Origin of the sequence: Streptomyces sp. NPDC102441, from assembly GCF_044765585.1 — a bacterium.
Taxonomy (GTDB): Bacteria; Actinomycetota; Actinomycetes; order Streptomycetales; family Streptomycetaceae; genus Streptomyces.
This window is the reverse complement of sequence record NZ_JBIWKH010000001.1, coordinates 514,503-531,725: the sequence shown is the minus strand read 5'-3', so window position 1 is coordinate 531,725 and position 17,223 is coordinate 514,503. Positions and strand designations below refer to the sequence as shown.

Genomic DNA, 17,223 nt, shown 5'->3' with positions numbered 1-17,223 from the left:
CGTGGCCCGATGACCGAACAGCTGCTGCACCTCACGGAAGAGCCCTTGTGGGAGGCCGCCCGCAGAGCGGGGACGTACGAGATGTCCACCAGGGGCCGCACCCTCCGCGAGGAGGGCTTCATCCACTGCTCGCTCCCTCACCAGCTGCCCGCCGTGGCCCGGGCGCTGTACGGATCCGACGGCGAGGGCCTGGTGGTCCTGGTCATCGACACCGGCCTGCTCCCGGCACCCGTCAGGTACGAGGCCATGGAGCCGGGCGGCGAGGAGTTCCCGCACATCTACGGACCATTGCCGGCGAGCGCGGTCGTGGAGGTGCGCCCCTGGGCCGAGCCCATGGCGCCGGAGGGGGAGGCGGGATGATCAGTCCACTGGTGGCGGTGACCGGCGCGAGCGGATCCGTCGGCGGCCGGGTGGCCGCGAGGCTGGCCCGGACGGGCGTCCCCGTGCGTCTCCTCGGCCGGGACCCCTCCCGGCTGCCCCGGCTGCCGGGCACGGTCGCCGCACCGGCCGCCGCGTACGGGGACGGCGAGGCTATGCACCGCGCGCTCGACGGCGCGCACACCCTGTTCCTCGTCTCGGCGCACGAGAGCGCCGACCGGGTGACGGAGCACATCACCGCGGTGGACGCGGCGCTGGCCGCGGGCGTCGAGCGCATCGTGTACGTGTCGTTCCTCGGCGCGTCACCGGACGCGACGTTCACGTTCGCCCGCGACCACTGGCACACCGAGGCGCACATCCGGATGACCGGTGTGCGCCACACCTTCCTGCGGGACGGCTGGTATCTCGCGGGAATCCCCGCGATGACCGGAGCCGACGGAGTCCTGCGCGGCCCCGGCGGCGACGGGCGGGTCTCGGCCGTCTCGCACGACGACATCGCCGACTCGGCGTCAGCCGTACTGCTGGACGAGGGGACCACCCACGACGGCGCGACGTACGACCTCACCGGCCCCGAGGCGTTCACGCTGGCGGAGGCGGCCGGCGAACTGAGCCGCCGCACCGGCCGCGCGATCCGGTACGTGGCCGAGACCAGAGAGGAGGCATACGCCTCCCGTGCCCACTACGGCGCCGAGGACTGGGAAGTGGCCGGCTGGGTCACGTCGTACGAGGCGATCGCGGCCGGCGAGCTGGCGAAGGTCTCGGACGCCGTGCCCACCCTCACGGGCCGTCCGGCCCAGAACCTGGCGGCCTACCTCCAGGCGCACCCGGACAGTTACAGCCACCTCCTGCCGGGCTCCTGAGCCCGGCGGCACGCTCCGGAAACGACCGCACCCGGCCTGCCTGCTCCCCGGAGGGGAAGCGGCGGGCCGGGCGCGGTCGTTGCTGACCTTGCGGAACGGGACCGCAGATCAGGCCTTCTTGGTCTCCCAGAAGATCGTGTCGATCCGGGCGATCAGGTCCAGAGCCTTCTGGCCCGTGGCCGGGTCGTTCGAGCCCTTGGCCGCGGAGAGCGCCTTCAGGGTGTCGTTGACCAGCTGGTGCAGCTCCGGGTACTTCTCGAAGTGCGGGGGCTTGAAGTAGTCGCTCCAGAGCACCGAGACGTGGTGCTTCGCGAGCTCGGCGCGCTGTTCCTTGATCAGAACGGCGCGCGTGCGGAAGTCCGCGTCCTCATTGGCCTGGTACTTCTCCTGGACGGCCTTGACCGACTCGGCCTCGATGCGGGCCTGGGCCGGGTCGTACACGCCGCAGGGCAGGTCGCAGTGGGCGCTGACCTTCACCTTGGGGGCAAACAGGCGGGAAAGCATGGAGCTGTCCTTCCTCGTGATCGTCTTCTCAGGTGGGACATTACTCCGTAGGGAGCCTGTTTCAGCGGCTGCCCCCTAGGGCTTAGGCCAAAAGTCCGGGGTGAGGATGGGACCGCTGGCCGAAAATACGGAGCGGTGCGCGCAGCCGTGTACCGGAGAATGGACCGGGAGGTGCCACAGATGCCGGAGCCGTCACAGGAACCGTGGAGCGGACGGGCGGCGCGTAAGCCGTTCCAGGTGGTGGAGGTGACGGGACCGTCGATGGTGCCCACGCTCTACCACGGGGACGTGCTGCTCGTGCAGCGCGGAGCGCCGGTGCGCCCGGGGGACGTGGTGATCCTGCGTCACCCGTTGCAGCAGGACCTGCTGATCGTCAAACGGGCCACCGAGCGACGCGGCGGCGGCTGGTGGGTGCTGGGCGACAACTCGTACGCCGGCGGGGACAGCACGGACTACGGGGCGGTGCCCGAAGAGCTCGTGCTGGCCAGGGTGCGGGCCCGCTACCGGCCGCTGAGGAAGGATCAGCGGTCGGTGCTCGGGCTGCTGGGCTGGGCGGTGTCCGCGGTGCGCAGGGTCTCGCCGGAGCGGTCCGCCTCCAGGCGCTTGCGGGCGCGGTAGGCGGCCACGTTGGCCCGGGTCGCGCAGCGGTCCGAGCAGTAGCGCCGTGAGCGGTTGGTCGAGGTGTCGAGGTAGGCGTTGCGGCAGGGAGCGGCCTCGCACAGGCCGAGCCGGTCCACGCCGTGCGTGGTGAGGTGGAAGGCCAGGCCCATCGCGGCGATGGCGGCGAAGCCGGCCGTCGCGTTCGACGGGTGGTCGGCCAGGTGCATGTGCCAGTCCGGATTGCCCTCGTCGTCACGGGTGTCGTGGCCGGAGATCTGCGGGCTGACCGGGAACTCAAGCAGCAGCGAGTTGAGCAGAGCGACCGCGAGTGTCTCGTCACCGCCGTCGGCCGCCTCGAAGACCGCGCGCAGCCGGGCGCGCACGGAGCGGAAGCGCGTCACATCGGCGTCCGTGGCACGCCGGGCCGCCTGGGCGTTGGGGCCGAACAGCTCGCGGATGCACTCGACGGTGGTGAGGGAGTCCTTGTTGCGGGCCGGCTCCTCGGTGTTGACCAGACGCACGGCGTAGTCCGAGTAATAGGCCAGTTCCACTTGTAGTCCTTACGGCGTCGGTCTATGGTCGCTGTGCCGACCAGTGTAATGGTCGATGGCGAACGCTGAGTATTACATGGAGGATGGGATGACAGAGGCGGCTGCGGGCACCGACTGGCGGTCCTGGCAGGAGAGCTGGGACCGGCAGCAGGAGTGGTACATGCCGGACCGCGAGGAGCGGTTCCGGGTGATGCTGGACATGGTCGAGGCCGTCGTGGGGCCCGAACCGAGAGTGCTCGACCTGGCGTGCGGTACGGGCAGTATCACCGACCGGCTCCTCAGGCGGTTCCCCGGTGCCACCAGCACCGGTGTCGACCTCGACCCCGCGCTGCTCGCCATCGCGCGTGGCACCTTCGAGGGGGACGACCGGGTCACCTTCGTGAGCGCCGATCTGAAGGACGCCACCTGGACCGAGAGGCTCCCGCACGCGTCGTACGACGCCGTGCTCACCGCCACCGCCCTGCACTGGCTGCACAGCGAACCGCTGGCCGCCCTGTACGGGCAGATCGGCGCAGTGGTCAGGGACGGAGGGGTCTTCCTGAACGCGGACCACATGATCGACACCGACACCCCCCGCATCAACGCCGCCGAGCGCGCCCACCGGCACGCGGCGATGGACCGGGCCAGGGCCGCGGGCGCGGTGGACTGGAGTGAGTGGTGGGCCCTGATGGCGAAGGACCCGGTCCTCGCGGAACCGACCGCCGAGCGGTACCGCATCTACGGTGAGCACGCGGACGGTGACATGCCCTCCGCGCAGTGGCACGCCCGCACCCTGCGGGAGTCCGGCTTCGGCGAGGCCCGCACGGTCTGGGCGTCACCGTCGGACACCATGGTCCTCGCCGTGAAGTAGGGCGCGCACGGCGCGAACGAGGGGCGGCCCGGGCCGCCCCTCGTTCGCGCCGCACGAGTTCGCGCCGCCGCTACAGCACCTTCGACAGGAAGGACTTCGTCCGGTCCTGCTGCGGGTTCGACAGGACGTCGCGCGGGTGGCCGGACTCGACCACGACGCCGTCGTCCATGAAGACCAGCGCGTCGCCGACCTCGCGGGCGAAGCCCATCTCGTGGGTGACGACGATCATCGTCATGCCGTCCTCGGCCAGCCCGCGCATGACGTCCAGGACGTCGCCGACCAACTCGGGGTCGAGAGCCGACGTCGGCTCGTCGAAGAGCATCAGCTTCGGCTCCATGGCCAGGGCGCGGGCGATGGCCACGCGCTGCTGCTGCCCGCCGGAGAGCTGGGACGGGTAGGTCTTCGCCTTGTCGGACAGACCCACCCGGTCCAGCAGCCGTTCCGCGCGGGCCCGGGCGACGGCCTTGGCCTCGCCCTTGACCTGGATCGGAGCCTCCATGACGTTCTCCACGGCGGTCATGTGCGGGAACAGGTTGAAGCGCTGGAAGACCATGCCGATGTCCCGGCGCTGCAGGGCGACCTCGCTGTCCTTGAGCTCGTAGAGCTTGTCACCCTTCTGCCGGTAGCCGACCAGTTCGCCGTCGACGTACAGCCGCCCGGCGTTGATCTGCTCCAGGTGGTTGATGCACCGCAGGAACGTCGACTTGCCGGAGCCCGACGGGCCGATCAGGCAGAAGACCTCCCGCGGGGCGACCTCCAGGTCGATGCCCTTGAGGATGTGCGCGGCGCCGAAGGACTTGTGGACGCCCTCGGCCTTCACCATGGCGGTCATGCGGAGACACCTCCCGAGGGGCGGTTACTGAAGGAGGCGAGGTTGACCTTGACCCGCTGGAACGGCGTGAGCGGCAGACTCCGCAGGGTGCCGCGGGCGTAGCGCCGCTCCAGGTAGTACTGGCCCACGCTGAACACGCTGGTCATCACGATGTACCAGATCGAGGCGACGAAGAGCATCTCCATCACCGCGTAACTGGTCGAGCCGATCTGCGACGTGGAGCGCAGCAGCTCGTTGTAGGTGACCGCGTAGACCAGGGACGAGGTCTTCAGCATGTTGATGAACTCGTTGCCGGTCGGCGGGATGATCACCCGCAGGGCCTGCGGGAGCACCACGCGGCGCATGGTCTTGGCCTGGGTCATGCCGAGGGCGTGCGAGGCCTCGGTCTGGCCCTCGTCCACCGACTGGATGCCGGCCCGGACGATCTCCGCCATGTACGCGGCCTCGTTGAGGGCCAGTCCCAGCAGGGCGCACATGAACGGGGTCATCACATCGGTCATCTCGTCCTTGTAGACGAACGGGATGTTGAGGACCGGGAAGATCAGGGCCAGGTTGAACCAGAGCAGCAGCTGCACGTAGACCGGAGTGCCGCGGAAGAACCAGATGTAGAGCCAGGCGACCCAGCTGGTCACCGGGTTCCTGGAGAGCCGCATGACGGCGAGCACCACGCCCAGGATCACGCCGAGGACCATGGAGAGCACACTGATCATCAGCGTGCGTCCCGCGCCGGCCAGGACGGTGTCGTCGAACAGCTTGTCCCGGACCGCCTGCCACTGGATGTCGCCCTGCGAGAAGGCGTATACCAGGGCGGCGAGCAGAGCGATCACGACCACGCCGCTGATCCAGCGGCCGACGTGCCGGACGGGGATGGCCTTGATGGTCTCCGGTGCGACGGTGGTGGCCTTGGAGACGGGTGCGGCGGCGGCCGATGGGCCGCCGGGCACCTTGTCGAACTTGTCAGTCACGGTGACTGCCCTTCGGTGGTGCGCCGGTCACTTGCCGCCGTTGACGGCGGCCTTGTCGATCGCGCCGGTGCCGGCACCCCACTTGTCGAGCACCTTCTTGTAGGAGCCGTCGGCGATGATCGCGTCCACGGCCTCCTTGAGCACGTCACGCAGCTCGGTGTTGTCCTTGTTCACGGCGATACCGAACGGTCCGGCGTCGACCTGCTCACCGACGACCTCGAAGTCCTTGCCGCCACCGGCCTTGAGGGCCAGGTCGACAGCGACCGGGTAGTCGTTGACACCGGCGACGGCGCCGCCCGACTTCACACGCGTCTGGGCCTCGGTGTCGTTCTCGAAGGACTCGATCTTGACGGCCTTCTCACCACCGTCCGTGCAGGCCGCGGACTGCTTCTTCAGGGCCTCCTCGTACGTGGTGCCGCGCTGGACCGCCGCCACCTTGCCGCACAGGTCCTCGATGGACTTGATGCCCTCGGGGTTGCCCTTCTTGGTGTAGACGGCGGTGCCGGCCAGGAAGTAGTCGACGAAGTCGACGCCCTTGCCGAGCTTCTTGCCCTTGTCGTCCAGGCCTTCCTGACGCTGCTTGTTGTCCGTGATGGACGACATGGCGATGTCGTGGCGGCCCGTGTTGAGCGCGGTGATCAGGCCGTCGAAGGAGCCGGAGGTGAACTCGAACTTCACGCCGAGCTGCTTGCCGAGGGCCGACGCGAGGTCGGGGTCGACACCGACGATCGTGCCGTTCTCGACGGACTCCATCGGGGCGTACTCGGCATTCGTGCCGACCTTGATGACACCGGACTTCTGGTACTTCTCCGGAAGCTTGTCGAAGAGCGGGGCGCTGTTCCCGGAGGTGTCGCCGCCGGTCTTCTTCGAACCACTGTCGGTCTGGTCGCCACAGGCTGTCAGCAGCAGGGTGCCGGCGACCGCGACTGCGCAGGCCGCGGCAATCCGGGACTTCGCGGTCGTACGACAGAGGGTGCTTGCGGTCATGATCGGAGTCCTCCGGCGGTGAGGGAATGCTGGTCAGGCGGGGCGCGCACGCATCTTCGAATGACGCCACCTTGTGTGATTAGGGCATCTTGCCATTCGGACTCACCCAACCAGGGGGCCGGTCATGTCAAAATCGGGTAACGGGCGACCCCCGAACCTCAACGGGCCGGTACCGCAAGGCCGGACCATCTGCTGGAAAGTGCGTGCCCCTCCGGAGAATCTCCGGTGCGTCTCGACCTACGGACGGCCTTTGTGGGCCTTAGTGGACTTGTCCAGATATTCGGCTATGAGTCATGTCACCGAGTCGATACCGACTCGTAAGAGGCCCGGTCCGTCCGGTAAGAAAGACCTTTACACCCCTCATCCGGGGCTCAGGGCGCGTGTGCGGCGCGCCCGCGCGTATGTGTCTCCCCTGCCGGAGCGGTCCAACCGCTCAGCGCCGGGAACGTACGCGGTGCCCGCCCACCCCTCCTCAACCAGGAGTGGCCACCCTCAACTGATGAAGACTTAAGGGGTCAACACAATGGCAGCGGAGATCGTCAATCCTCGCAGCGACAGCAAGACGCACGGCACGGCCGCTGCGGAAGGGCTCAGCAGTGCGGACGAGCCCTTCGATCCGGCTTTCGCGCTCCACCGCGGCGGGAAGATGGCCGTGCAGGCCACCGTCCCGATCCGCGACAAGGACGACCTGTCCCTCGCGTACACGCCCGGTGTCGCGAAGGTGTGCAGCGCCATCGCCGAAAATCCCGAGCTCGTCCACGACTACACCTGGAAGTCGCAGGTCGTGGCCGTCGTGACGGACGGCACGGCCGTCCTCGGCCTGGGGGACATCGGTCCCGAGGCCTCCCTCCCGGTGATGGAGGGCAAAGCGATCCTCTTCAAGCAGTTCGGCGGGGTCGACGCGGTTCCGATCGCGCTCGCCACGACCGACGCGGACGAGATCGTCGACACCGTCGTTCGTCTCGCGCCCTCCTTCGGAGGGGTGAACCTGGAGGACATCTCGGCGCCCAGGTGCTTCGAGATCGAGCGCAAGCTCCAGGAGCGTCTCGACATCCCGGTCTTCCACGACGACCAGCACGGCACGGCCGTGGTGACCCTCGCGGCCCTGCGCAACGCGACGAAGCTGTCCGGCCGCACGCTCGGCGATCTGCGCGCCGTCATCTCCGGCGCCGGCGCCGCGGGTGTGGCCATCGCGAAGTTCCTGCTGGAGGCGGGCATCGGCGATGTCGCCGTGGCAGACCGCAAGGGCATCGTCAGCGCCGACCGCGACGACCTCACCGAGGTCAAGCGCGAGCTGGCGGAGCTGACGAACCGCGCCGGCATCACCGGCTCCCTGGAGACGGCGCTGGCCGGCGCCGACGTCTTCATCGGAGTCTCCGGCGGTACGGTCCCCGAGCCGGCCGTGGCCTCGATGGCACCCGGCGCGTTCGTGTTCGCCATGGCCAACCCGAACCCCGAGGTCCACCCCGACGTCGCGCACAAGTACGCGGCAGTGGTGGCGACCGGGCGGTCGGACTACCCGAACCAGATCAACAACGTGCTGGCGTTCCCCGGGATCTTCGCGGGCGCGCTGCAGGTGCGCGCCTCCCGGATCACCGAGGGCATGAAGATCGCCGCGGCGAACGCCCTGGCGGACGTCGTCGGCGACGAACTGGCCGCGGACTACGTGATCCCGTCGCCGTTCGACGAGCGGGTCGCTCCCGCGGTCACCGCGGCGGTGGCCGCGGCCGCTCGTGCGGAGGGTGTCGCGCGGCGCTGACGCCGTGCGGGGCGAGGTGGGGAGGCGGGGCCGCTGCGCGGGGCCTGTTCCCCGCCCCGCCCCTTCCCGAAACCGGGGCTCCGCCCCGGACCCCGGCCCTCGAACGCCGGGCGGGCCGGGTTTCGCCCAGGCTCGCCCGCGGCGCGGCGCGTGTCACACTCCCGAACGGTTACGTCACGTCGCGTCACGGCCTATCGTCATGGCCATGTTCGCCGCCTACGCCGCACGCATCGACCGCGACCAGCCCCTCGACGGCCTTGAGCTGGGCGAACGCCCCTCGCCCGAGAGCCGGCCCGGCTGGACCACCGTCAACGTCCGCGCCGCCTCCCTCAACCACCACGACCTCTGGTCCCTGCGTGGTGTGGGCCTCGCCGAGGACAAGCTGCCCATGATCCTCGGATGCGACGCCGCCGGCATCGACCAGGACGGCAACGAGGTGGTCCTGCACTCCGTCATCGGCCAGACGGGACACGGCGTCGGCCCGGACGAGCCGCGCTCCATCCTCACCGAGCGCTACCAGGGCACGTTCGCCGAGCAGGTCACCGTGCCCAGCTGGAACGTGCTGCCCAAGCCGAAGGAACTCACCTTCGAGCAGGCCGCCTGCCTGCCGACCGCCTGGCTGACGGCGTACCGGATGCTGTTCACCAACGCCGGTGTGCGACCTGGGGATTCCGTTCTCGTGCAGGGGGCGGGCGGCGGTGTGGCCACTGCCGCGATCGTGCTCGGCAAGGCCGCCGGGCTCCGGATGTTCGCCACCAGCCGCGACGAGGCCAAGCGCGAGCGGGCCGTCGAACTGGGAGCCGTCGAGGCGTACGCGCCCGGCGCCCGGCTGCCGAAGCGTGTCGACGCCGTCATCGAGACGGTCGGAGCTGCGACCTGGTCCCACTCGGTCAAGTCGCTGCGGCCCGGCGGCACCCTGGTCATCTCCGGTGCCACCAGCGGCGACCGGCCCTCGCACGCCGAACTGACCCGGATCTTCTTCCTGGAACTCAGGATCGTCGGCTCGACGATGGGCTCGAAGGACGAGCTGGAGGACCTGCTGTCGTTCTGCGCGGCCACCGGCGTGCGGCCCGTGATCGACGAGACCCTGCCGCTGGACCGGGCCCGTGAGGGCTTCGAGCGGCTCGCCGCCGGAGACCTGTTCGGGAAGATCGTGCTCACCACGTCATGAAGCGGCCGGTCACGGAACTGCTGACGCCGGAAGGGATGTCGCTGAGGCCCTGGCGGGCCGAGGACGCTCCGGCGGTACTCCGCGCCTTCGTGCCCGAGGAGATGGCGCGTCAGGCAGGCCGGCCCGTCACGGACGCCGCCGAGGCGCAGGAATGGATTGCCGCCCGAGAGAGCGAGCGGGCGGCGGGCAGCGCGTACACATGGGCCGTTGTCCGCGACGGCGCCGCGCTCGGCTCGGTGGCCGTGGCGGCGGTGAACCACGTCCACGACACCGGCTGGGTCTCGTACTGGACCGTCGAGAGCGCGCGGGGGAGGGGCGTCGCGCTCGCGGGCGTGCGGGCTCTGGCCCGCTGGGCCTTCGACGAACTGGGCCTCCACCGTCTTGAGCTCGGGCACAGGACGAACAACCCCGCCTCCTGCGCGGTCGCCCTGCGGGCCGGCTTCGTCCCGGAGGGCATCGACCGGCAGAAGCTCCGCTACGGGGACGTCCGGTACGACGTGGAGCGTCACGCGCGCCTCGCCACCGATGATGTCAATGACGGGCGGGGCCGGGCCCAGGCGAACTGACCTGGCGGTCGCTGTCCGGCCGGGGCTTCTCCGGCCGGACAGCACCTGGGATCAGGACGGACCTGAGCTGCCCTTCGCCTCGTCGGCCGGTGTGCGCAGCAGCGCGTCGATGTGCGTCGCCGCTGTGGCCAGGTGGCGGCGGGCCTCCGAGAGTTGCGCCTCGGTGACACCACGGTCCCGGGCCGCGTCGCGGATGTCGTCGCGGAAGCGGTCCAGCAGGCGGTCCAGATCGCGGGCCGGATCACCGGTGGCCGTGGCGTCGGCGGCCCATTCGATATCCGGCTCCTCGGGCGCCGGACGGCTGTACGAGGGCCAGCTGCCGGTCCTGGCGAAGCCGCCGAGCTGGCCGGTGATCTCGGCCAGCCCGTCCCGCACACCCGCCGGCCAGTCGCCGCGCGCGAAGTGCTCCTGGACCTGACGGGCTGCGTTCTGCATCTGCTCCCGCGCCTTCTCGTGTGCCTCCTGGGCCTGACGGCGGGCCTGTTCGGCGTCCTCACGGGCTCTGCGGGACTCGTCCTTCGCCCTGCGGGCCTGTTCCTTCCACTCCTGCTTGGCCTTGCGCAGCTCTTCCTTCGCCGTGCGCCACGCCTCCTTGTCTCCCAGGCCGGCGTCCCAGCCGCCCTTTCCGCTGCCGGAGGTGTGACGGGACTCGGAGGCCGCGGCGCGCATCTCGCTGCGGAGCTGGCCGGCCGCACCCCGCACATCGTCACGGATCTCGGCCGCCAGCTCGGAGACGGACTCGCGGATCTCCAGCTCCAGATCGGCCAGTTCACCCCCGCGGCCCGCCAGCTCGGCACGCCCGGCGTCGGTGATGGAGTAGACCTTGCGGCCACCCTCGGTGGCGTGAGTGACCAGGCCCTCGGCCTCCAGCTTGGCCAGCCGCGGATACACGGTGCCCGCCGAGGGGGCGTACAGCCCGTGGAAGCGCTCCTCCAGGAGCCGGATCACCTCGTATCCATGGCGGGGGGCCTCGTCCAGGAGCTTGAGGAGGTACAGGCGCAGACGGCCGTGGGCGAATACGGGGGCCATGTCAGAGCACCTTTCCGGTCGGCTCGGCGTCATGCGTGTTGTCCTGGGCGGGTGGGCGGCGCAACAGGGCGATCGAACCCGAGACGGTGGTCGCCTTCAGCTTTCCCGTGCCCGCGCCCAGCGTTCCGGTGATCTTCTTGGCGCCCCACTGGCCGCCCACCCGAAGGTCCTCGAAGGCGTTGGAGACCGTGCCGCTCGCGGTGTTCGCCTCGACCTTCGCGTCCGCAGGGTGCGGAAGCCGGATGGCGATCTCGCCGGACACCGAGGTCAGCCTGATGTCCGTCGGCTTCGGTGAGGTGTCGAGGTCGAGCACCATGTGGCCGGTGACCGTCTCCCCGCGGACCGAGGTGCCGGCGCCGTCGACGATCGTGAGATCGCCGGACACGGACTGGAAGCGGAGGTCGCCGGTGACGGTCTGGGCCTCCAGGCTGCCGGACACGGTCTCGGCCCGGACGGCGCCGGAGAGGCCGACCAGGGTGCTGTCCCCGGAGATGCCCCGCACCTCGGTGCGTCCCTGGATCCCCGAGACGACGGCCTCGGCGCCGATGACGCCGACCTCCACCGTCGCGGCGGCCGGCACGGCGAGCGAGACCGCGGCGCTGCGGCGCGGACTCCTGCGGTCGAGCCAGCTGATGAGGCCCTGCCACGGCAGATCCTCGTAGGTGACGGTGAGGGTGCCGTCCTCCAGGGTCACGACCAGCGGCGGGCCCTCGATCGCGGACACCTCCAGCCGGGCGGCCGGCTCGTCGGTGCCGACGACATTGATCACGCCGTCGACGATGCGCACATTGAGCGCGGTCACAGGCTCGTCGAAAGTGAGCTTCTGGGGCTCGGTGACGGTCCACGTCGACTCGGGCATGGATCTGACCTCCCACTGGGTGGTACGACGCAACATATCGCGTCTTCTTGAGAACACGATATATCGCGGATAGGAGAAGTCAAGATGAAACTGGAAAGGCCGCTCGCGGAAGGCCGGTGGGAGTCGTAAATGGTTCACACGGGGGCAAATTGCCCTAGCGTGTGGGGCATGACCGCGACATCCGTGGGCGCCCTGCTCCTGTGCCGGGCCGACCCCGAGACCGTACGGCCCGTGGCCCATCTGCTGCAGGAGCGCATGCTGCTCGTGCCCGCCGGGGAGGGCTGGAGCGTGCTCGTCCCCGAGGGGAAGCCCTGGCGGAAGGACGCCCGCGACGGCCACGGAGGCATCGTGGGCAACGGGGGCAACGGGGAAGCACCGGCCGGCGGGGCCACGGCGGCCGACGGAGGAGCCGAGCCCGTCGACCGTGTCGTCGGCGGCTGGGCCACAGCCCTCGCCGTGGGCTCCACCTGGCCGGTGCTCGCCCTGTGGTGGGACGGCGACCGGTCCGGCTACACCCTCGCCTCGGGATTCCGCCGCCCTGTCGGCTACATCTGGCTCGCCGACGGCACCCCGGCCGCCGAGGAGGAGGCCATGCGGACGTCCGCCATCCGGCTGGGCCTCGACCCCGTCATGGACGTAGAGGCGCTGGAGGCCCTCACCCGCGAGGAACCGGGGACGGACGCCGACGGCCGGCTGCGCGGACTGCTCGCCGTGCTCACCCGCGCCGGGGTGGACCTCCCGCCCGGCCTCACGCCCGGCGAGCCCGCCGACCGGCTGCGCTCGGTCGCCGGGATCCACCCGGAGGCGGAACAGATCGAATGGGCCGGCTGGCGCGACGCCGTGCGCGTGGAGCTCGACGCCGTCGAGAGCAGCAGCCTCGGACCCTGGATGCTCGGTCCGAGGGCCCGCGCCGTGGCGACGGCGCAGGTCGCCACGGGACTGCCGCTGACCCTGTGGGGTGCCCGCCGGCGCAGCGGAGGCTGGATCGCCGCGGGCCTGGTCCTTCTCGTACAGGGACTGCTGGGGCTCGCGTACAACCGCTTCAGGGGAGCGGCTGGCGGAGGCCCTGGACGGTGACTACTCGTCCTCGTCGTCGTCCAGCCGTGCCAGCCAGGTCGCGAGGCGCTCGACGGGAACCTCGAAGTCGGGGTTGAGATCGACGAACGTACGGAGCTGCTCGGCGAGCCACTCGAAGGTGACCTCCTCCTCGCCGCGCCGCTTCTCCAGTTCCTCGATGCCACGGTCCGTGAAGTACATACGACCAGAATAACGAGGCCGGAAAGCCCGAGGGCCCGGCCCCGCGAGAAGCTCGCGGGGCCGGGCCCTCGGATGCTGTGCAGCCGCTGATCAGGCCTCGAAGACCTCGGTGACCAGCTGGGCCTGCTCGGCCTGGTGGCGCTTGGCCGAACCGACCGCCGGGGACGAGCCGTGCGGACGCGAGATGCGGCGCAGACGCTCACCGTGCGGGACGTCGGATCCGACGGCCAGGTCCAGGTGGTCGATCAGGTTGAGCGCGATGAACGGCCACGCACCCTGGTTCGCCGGCTCCTCCTGGGCCCAGAGGTACTTCTCGGCGTTCGGGTACTTGGCGATCTCGGCCTGGATCTCCGCACCCGGCAGCGGGTACAGCCGCTCCAGACGGATGATCGCCGTCTCGGTGTCACCGCGCTTCTCGCGCTCGGCGTCCAGGTCGTAGTAGAGCTTGCCGGAGACGAAGACGACCTTGCGGACCGCTTCGGCCTTGACCGACTCGTCACCGATGACCGGGCGGAAGCCGCCGGTGGTGAACTCCTCCACCTTCGACGCCGCCGACTTGAGGCGGAGCATCGACTTCGGGGTGAAGACGATCAGCGGCTTGTGGTGCGGGTTGTGCACCTGCCACCGCAGGAGGTGGAAGTAGTTCGACGGGAGGGTCGGCATCGCGACCGTCATGTTGTCCTGCGCGCACATCTGCAGGAAACGCTCCGGGCGGGCCGACGAGTGGTCCGGGCCCTGGCCCTCGTAGCCGTGCGGGAGCAGCAGGGTGACGCCGGACGTCTGGCCCCACTTCTGCTCGGCCGAGGAGATGAACTCGTCCACGACGGTCTGGGCGCCGTTGACGAAGTCGCCGAACTGGGCCTCCCAGATGACCAGGGACTCCGGGCGGGCCAGCGAGTAGCCGTACTCGAAGCCCATCGCCGCGTACTCGCTGAGCAGCGAGTCGTAGACGTTGTAACGGGCCTGGTCGTCCGAGAGGTAGAGCAGCGGGGTGTAGTCCTCGCCGGTCTTCTGGTCGACGAGAACGGCGTGGCGCTGGCCGAACGTGCCACGACGGGTGTCCTGGCCGGCGAGCCGGACCGGGGTGCCCTCCATGAGCAGCGATCCGATGGCCAGGGTCTCGCCCATGCCCCAGTCGATCGTGCCGTTCTCCACGGAGGCGGCACGGCGCTGCATCTGCGGCAGGAGACGCGGGTGAACGGTGATCCCGTCGGGGATGTTCACCTGCGACTCGGCGACCAGCTTCACGACCTCCGAGGAGACCGCGGTGGTCACCGAGACCGGGAACTCCGCCTGGACGTCCGGGACATGCGGCTGGGACGGCGCCGAGGTGGCCTCGCGGACCTCCGCGAACACCTTCTCCAGCTGGCCCTGGAAGTCCTGGAGGGCCTGCTCGGCCTCTTCCAGCGTGATGTCGCCACGACCGATGAGGGACTCGGTGTAGAGCTTGCGCACCGAGCGCTTCTTGTCGATCAGGGTGTACATCTGCGGGTTGGTGAACTCCGGGTTGTCGCCCTCGTTGTGACCGCGGCGGCGGTAGCAGATGAGGTCGATGACGACGTCCTTGTTGAACGTCTGCCGGTACTCGAAGGCGAGGCGCGCGACACGCACCACTGCCTCCGGGTCGTCGCCGTTGACGTGGATGATCGGCGCCTCGATCATGCGCGCGACGTCCGTGGCGTACATCGAGGAGCGCGAGGACTCAGGGGCGGCGGTGAAGCCGACCTGGTTGTTGATCACCACGTGCACGGTGCCACCGGTGCGGTAGCCGCGCAGCTGCGACATGTTGAGGGTCTCGGCGACGACGCCCTGGCCCGCGAAGGCCGCGTCGCCGTGGAGCGCGACGGGCAGGACCGTGAAGTCCGTGCCGCCCTTGTTGATGATGTCCTGCTTGGCGCGGGCGATGCCCTCGAGGACCGGGTCGACCGCCTCCAGGTGCGAGGGGTTGGCGGCCAGCGAGACCTTGATCTGCTCGCCGTCCAGACCGGTGAAGGTGCCCTCGGCGCCCAGGTGGTACTTGACGTCACCGGAGCCGTGCATCGACCGCGGGTCGAGGTTGCCCTCGAACTCGCGGAAGATCTGCGCGTACGACTTGCCGACGATGTTGGCCAGGACGTTCAGCCGGCCGCGGTGGGACATGCCGATGACGACCTCGTCGAGGCGCGCCTCGGCCGCGGAGTCGATGACCGCGTCGAGCAGCGGGATGACGGACTCGCCGCCCTCCAGCGAGAAGCGCTTCTGGCCGACGTACTTGGTCTGCAGGAACGTCTCGAACGCCTCGGCGGCGTTGAGCCGGCGCAGGACCCGCAGCTGCTCCTCGCGCTCCGGTGCGGGGCGCGGGCGCTCCACCCGGTCCTGGAGCCACTTGCGCTCCTTCGGCTCCTGGATGTGCATGAACTCGATGCCGGTCGTGCGGCAGTACGACTCACGCAGCACACCGAGGATGTCGCGGAGCTTCATCAGCGTCTGTCCGGCGAAACCGCCGACCGCGAAGTCCCGCTCCAGGTCCCACAGGGTCAGACCGTGCTCGTTGATGTCCAGGTCGGGGTGCTTGCGCTGGCGGTACTCCAGCGGGTCGGTGTCGGCCATGACGTGGCCGCGGACCCGGTAGGAGTGGATCAGCTCGAAGACCCGCGCGGCCTTGGTGACGTCGTCGTCGTGCGAGGCGTCGATGTCCTTGAGCCAGCGGACCGGCTCGTAGGGGATGCGCAGCGCCTTGAAGATCTCGTCGTAGAAGTCGTTCTCGCCGAGCAGCAGCTGGGACAGCACGCGGAGGAACTCGCCGGACGCAGCACCCTGGATGACCCGGTGGTCGTACGTCGAGGTCAGCGTCATGACCTTCGAGATGCCCAGCTTGTTCAGGGTGTCCTGCGAGGTGCCCTGGAACTCCGCCGGGTAGTCCATCGCGCCGACGCCCATGATGAGGCCCTGTCCGGGCATCAGGCGCGGCACCGAGTGGACGGTGCCGATGCCGCCGGGGTTGGTCAGCGAGGCGGTGACACCCGAGAAGTCGTCCATGCCGAGCTTGCCGACACGGGCCCGGCGGACGATGTCCTCGTAGGCCTGCCAGAACTCGAAGAAGTTGAGCGTCTCGGCCTTCTTGATGGCCGCGACGACCAGCTGACGGTCGCCGTTCGGCTTCACCAGGTCGATGGCCAGGCCGAGGTTGACGTGCTCGGGCTTGACCAGGGTCGGCTTGCCGTCCTTCACCGCGAAGGAGTGGTTCATCGACGGCATGGCCTTGAGGGCCTGCACCATCGCGTACCCGATGAGGTGCGTGAAGGAGATCTTCCCGCCCCGGGCGCGCTTCAGGTGGTTGTTGATGACGATGCGGTTGTCGAAGAGCAGCTTCACCGGCACGGCGCGGACCGACGTGGCCGTCGGCAGCTCCAGGGAGGCGTTCATGTTCTTCGCGACGGCGGCCGACGGGCCGCGCAGCGTCACGTACTCCGGGCCGGCGGGGGCCTCGGCCGGGGCATCCGCCTTGGCAGCGGGTGCAGGGGCCGCCTTCGCCGGTGCGGCCTTCGCGGGAGCCGCCGGTGCGGCCGGAGCCTTGGCGGGAGCCGCCGGAGCGGCGGCCGCGGGCTTGGCCGGGGCGGCGGGGGGCGCGGCCGGAGCCTGCGCCGCGGCCTGTGCCGGAGCCGTGTTGTTCACGGTGTTCACGGCCGGGGCCGGGGCCGGGGTCACCGCTCCCGCGGCTGCGGGAACGGGCTTGTCCGCCGTGCCGGACGTACCCGGCTTGTAGTCGGCGAAGAAGTCCCACCAGGCGCGGTCGACCGAATTGGGGTCCTGGAGGTACTGCTGGTAGATCTCGTCGACGAGCCACTCATTGGGGCCGAAAGCGGCCGCCGGGTTGGACCCGGAGCCTGCTTCTTGATCGGTCGAGATGCTCGAGTTACTGGGGGACTGAGACGACACGGCGGCAACCGCCCTCTTCCGCTTCACAAGGTGATGGACAGCGGAAATCAAGGCTACGCCTCCCGAGCCGTTACGTGCAGGCCGGGCCGGTCTTCGTCGTGCACATCACATCGGAAGCCGGGTTTCGGCGCATGAAA

Annotated in this window: 17 protein-coding genes; 8 read left to right on the top strand and 9 right to left on the bottom strand. The window is 69.9% G+C overall.

Annotation, left to right across the window (positions count from 1 at the left end):
• Positions 1-9 precede the first annotated feature (9 nt).
• Both ACIREO_RS02465 and ACIREO_RS02460 read left to right on the top strand, forming a co-directional pair.
• Positions 10-360 (top strand): DUF952 domain-containing protein, encoded by a 351-nt coding sequence (locus tag ACIREO_RS02465; RefSeq protein ID WP_404103887.1) that lies wholly within the window; start codon positions 10-12, stop codon positions 358-360.
• On the top strand, positions 357-1,238 hold the full coding sequence (locus ACIREO_RS02460; RefSeq protein ID WP_404103884.1) for an SDR family oxidoreductase: 882 nt from the start codon (positions 357-359) through the stop codon (positions 1,236-1,238). The genes ACIREO_RS02465 and ACIREO_RS02460 overlap by 4 nt, the downstream gene beginning before the upstream one ends.
• 108 nt (positions 1,239-1,346) lie before the next feature.
• Here the strand turns inward: ACIREO_RS02460 and sodN are convergent, their stop codons facing one another.
• Positions 1,347-1,742 (bottom strand): superoxide dismutase, Ni, encoded by a 396-nt coding sequence (gene sodN / locus ACIREO_RS02455; RefSeq protein ID WP_404103881.1) that lies wholly within the window; start codon positions 1,740-1,742, stop codon positions 1,347-1,349.
• Positions 1,743-1,922: 180 nt separating this feature from the next.
• Here sodN and sodX point away from each other — a divergent pair, with 180 nt between their 5' ends.
• Entirely contained in the window at positions 1,923-2,360 is a 438-nt protein-coding gene (sodX, locus tag ACIREO_RS02450; RefSeq protein ID WP_404103878.1) for a nickel-type superoxide dismutase maturation protease, read from the top strand.
• Here the strand turns inward: sodX and ACIREO_RS02445 are convergent.
• On the bottom strand, positions 2,264-2,893 hold the full coding sequence (locus tag ACIREO_RS02445) for a CGNR zinc finger domain-containing protein (protein ID WP_404103875.1): 630 nt from the start codon (positions 2,891-2,893) through the stop codon (positions 2,264-2,266). The genes sodX and ACIREO_RS02445 overlap by 97 nt on opposite strands.
• Before the next feature lie 88 nt (positions 2,894-2,981).
• Here ACIREO_RS02445 and ACIREO_RS02440 point away from each other — a divergent pair, with 88 nt between their 5' ends.
• Positions 2,982-3,743, top strand: coding sequence for a class I SAM-dependent methyltransferase (locus ACIREO_RS02440; RefSeq protein WP_404103872.1), 762 nt, complete (start codon positions 2,982-2,984; stop codon positions 3,741-3,743).
• Between the two features lie 70 nt (positions 3,744-3,813).
• On the opposite strand, the gene ACIREO_RS02435 is transcribed toward ACIREO_RS02440, so the two are convergent.
• From ACIREO_RS02435 to ACIREO_RS02425, 3 genes are read right to left on the bottom strand one after another with little or no spacing between them, the layout of a single operon-like run.
• Entirely contained in the window at positions 3,814-4,575 is a 762-nt protein-coding gene (locus ACIREO_RS02435; protein ID WP_404103869.1) for an amino acid ABC transporter ATP-binding protein, read from the bottom strand.
• The gene (locus ACIREO_RS02430) at positions 4,572-5,540 is read right to left on the bottom strand and encodes an amino acid ABC transporter permease (protein ID WP_404103866.1); all 969 of its coding nucleotides are present in this window, start codon (positions 5,538-5,540) and stop codon (positions 4,572-4,574) included. The genes ACIREO_RS02435 and ACIREO_RS02430 overlap by 4 nt, the downstream gene beginning before the upstream one ends.
• Before the next feature lie 27 nt (positions 5,541-5,567).
• Positions 5,568-6,527, bottom strand: coding sequence for an ABC transporter substrate-binding protein (locus tag ACIREO_RS02425; RefSeq protein WP_404103862.1), 960 nt, complete (start codon positions 6,525-6,527; stop codon positions 5,568-5,570).
• Positions 6,528-7,050: 523 nt separating this feature from the next.
• Here ACIREO_RS02425 and ACIREO_RS02420 point away from each other — a divergent pair.
• The 3 genes from ACIREO_RS02420 (at position 7,051) to ACIREO_RS02410 (ending at position 10,023) form a co-directional block, all read left to right on the top strand.
• Entirely contained in the window at positions 7,051-8,286 is a 1,236-nt protein-coding gene (locus tag ACIREO_RS02420; protein ID WP_404103859.1) for an NADP-dependent malic enzyme, read from the top strand.
• A 205-nt stretch (positions 8,287-8,491) separates the two neighbouring features.
• Positions 8,492-9,457 (top strand): zinc-binding dehydrogenase, encoded by a 966-nt coding sequence (locus ACIREO_RS02415; protein WP_404103856.1) that lies wholly within the window; start codon positions 8,492-8,494, stop codon positions 9,455-9,457.
• On the top strand, positions 9,454-10,023 hold the full coding sequence (locus ACIREO_RS02410; protein WP_404103853.1) for a GNAT family N-acetyltransferase: 570 nt from the start codon (positions 9,454-9,456) through the stop codon (positions 10,021-10,023). The genes ACIREO_RS02415 and ACIREO_RS02410 overlap by 4 nt, the downstream gene beginning before the upstream one ends.
• 51 nt (positions 10,024-10,074) lie before the next feature.
• On the opposite strand, the gene ACIREO_RS02405 is transcribed toward ACIREO_RS02410, so the two are convergent.
• Positions 10,075-11,052, bottom strand: a complete 978-nt coding sequence (locus ACIREO_RS02405; protein ID WP_404103850.1) for a helix-turn-helix transcriptional regulator — start codon at positions 11,050-11,052, stop codon at positions 10,075-10,077.
• Between the two features lies 1 nt (position 11,053).
• On the bottom strand, positions 11,054-11,911 hold the full coding sequence (locus tag ACIREO_RS02400; RefSeq protein ID WP_404103847.1) for a DUF4097 family beta strand repeat-containing protein: 858 nt from the start codon (positions 11,909-11,911) through the stop codon (positions 11,054-11,056).
• 168 nt (positions 11,912-12,079) lie between these two features.
• Here ACIREO_RS02400 and ACIREO_RS02395 point away from each other — a divergent pair, with 168 nt between their 5' ends.
• Complete coding sequence (locus ACIREO_RS02395; RefSeq protein ID WP_404103844.1) at positions 12,080-12,988, top strand: hypothetical protein; 909 nt, start codon at positions 12,080-12,082, stop codon at positions 12,986-12,988.
• Here the strand turns inward: ACIREO_RS02395 and ACIREO_RS02390 are convergent, their stop codons facing one another.
• On the bottom strand, positions 12,989-13,168 hold the full coding sequence (locus tag ACIREO_RS02390) for a DUF6104 family protein (RefSeq protein WP_014048295.1): 180 nt from the start codon (positions 13,166-13,168) through the stop codon (positions 12,989-12,991). It lies immediately after the preceding gene.
• A 90-nt stretch (positions 13,169-13,258) separates the two neighbouring features.
• Entirely contained in the window at positions 13,259-17,086 is a 3,828-nt protein-coding gene (locus ACIREO_RS02385; RefSeq protein WP_404103842.1) for a multifunctional oxoglutarate decarboxylase/oxoglutarate dehydrogenase thiamine pyrophosphate-binding subunit/dihydrolipoyllysine-residue succinyltransferase subunit, read from the bottom strand.
• Between the last annotated feature and the right edge of the window lie 137 nt (positions 17,087-17,223).

Coding starts and splice junctions, on each gene's coding strand:
- ACIREO_RS02465 (WP_404103887.1), top strand. CDS start 10: ATGACCGAACAGCTGCTGCACCTCACGGAAGAGCCCTTGTGGGAGGCC.
- ACIREO_RS02435 (WP_404103869.1), bottom strand. CDS start 4,575: ATGACCGCCATGGTGAAGGCCGAGGGCGTCCACAAGTCCTTCGGCGCC.
- ACIREO_RS02410 (WP_404103853.1), top strand. CDS start 9,454: ATGAAGCGGCCGGTCACGGAACTGCTGACGCCGGAAGGGATGTCGCTG.
- ACIREO_RS02400 (WP_404103847.1), bottom strand. CDS start 11,911: ATGCCCGAGTCGACGTGGACCGTCACCGAGCCCCAGAAGCTCACTTTC.
- ACIREO_RS02405 (WP_404103850.1), bottom strand. CDS start 11,052: ATGGCCCCCGTATTCGCCCACGGCCGTCTGCGCCTGTACCTCCTCAAG.
- sodN (WP_404103881.1), bottom strand. CDS start 1,742: ATGCTTTCCCGCCTGTTTGCCCCCAAGGTGAAGGTCAGCGCCCACTGC.
- sodX (WP_404103878.1), top strand. CDS start 1,923: ATGCCGGAGCCGTCACAGGAACCGTGGAGCGGACGGGCGGCGCGTAAG.
- ACIREO_RS02425 (WP_404103862.1), bottom strand. CDS start 6,527: ATGACCGCAAGCACCCTCTGTCGTACGACCGCGAAGTCCCGGATTGCC.
- ACIREO_RS02395 (WP_404103844.1), top strand. CDS start 12,080: ATGACCGCGACATCCGTGGGCGCCCTGCTCCTGTGCCGGGCCGACCCC.
- ACIREO_RS02460 (WP_404103884.1), top strand. CDS start 357: ATGATCAGTCCACTGGTGGCGGTGACCGGCGCGAGCGGATCCGTCGGC.
- ACIREO_RS02440 (WP_404103872.1), top strand. CDS start 2,982: ATGACAGAGGCGGCTGCGGGCACCGACTGGCGGTCCTGGCAGGAGAGC.
- ACIREO_RS02390 (WP_014048295.1), bottom strand. CDS start 13,168: ATGTACTTCACGGACCGTGGCATCGAGGAACTGGAGAAGCGGCGCGGC.
- ACIREO_RS02415 (WP_404103856.1), top strand. CDS start 8,492: ATGTTCGCCGCCTACGCCGCACGCATCGACCGCGACCAGCCCCTCGAC.
- ACIREO_RS02420 (WP_404103859.1), top strand. CDS start 7,051: ATGGCAGCGGAGATCGTCAATCCTCGCAGCGACAGCAAGACGCACGGC.